This is a genomic window from Janthinobacterium sp. BHSEK (assembly GCF_056174685.1).
The window spans coordinates 1-573 of sequence record NZ_JBWBYV010000255.1 but is presented as its reverse complement, the minus strand read 5'-3'; the positions used below and the strand labels follow the sequence as shown (position 1 = coordinate 573).

At 66.8% G+C, this 573-nt stretch carries 1 protein-coding gene; it reads left to right on the top strand.

The genetic code is table 11. From position 1 onward, the window contains the following. Positions 1-573: TonB-dependent siderophore receptor (locus AC0V2Y_RS28880; RefSeq protein ID WP_475418486.1), on the top strand; the 573-nt coding region annotated here is incomplete at both ends.

Below are 573 nucleotides of genomic sequence, written 5' to 3'. Positions count from 1 at the left end.
TACCGGGCTATGTGGCGCGTCGCAGCGCGACAGGCACAAAGACCGATACGCCGCTGCTCGAAGTGCCGCAGTCGGTGTCGGTCATCGGCCGCGAGGAAATGGATGCGCGTGGCGCCCAGGACATCATGGAAGCCGTGCGCTATACGCCCGGTGTTACCGTCAGCAACTGGGGCTTCGACCCGCGTGGCATCGAATGGATACTGATGCGCGGCTTCGACGCCACGTCGGGCATCGCCGGCTACCGCGACGGCCTGGTCTTGCCCGCCTATTCGGTCACCGAATCCTACGGCGTCGAGCGTGTCGATGTGCTGCGCGGACCGGCCTCGGTGCTGTTCGGCCAGGGCGATGCCGGCGGCATCATCAATCGCGTCAGCAAGATGCCCGGCAACACGCCGCTGCGCGAAGTCGAGGTGCAGTACGGCACCTTCCAGCGCAAGCAAGTGGCCGCCGACCTGGGCGGGACGGCCAGCGACACGCTGAACTACCGCGTGGTCGCCCTGGGTCTGGACCGGAACTCGCAGATGCGCTATGGCGACGGCACGCCGTTCTCCAGCAAGCGCACTTACCTGGCCC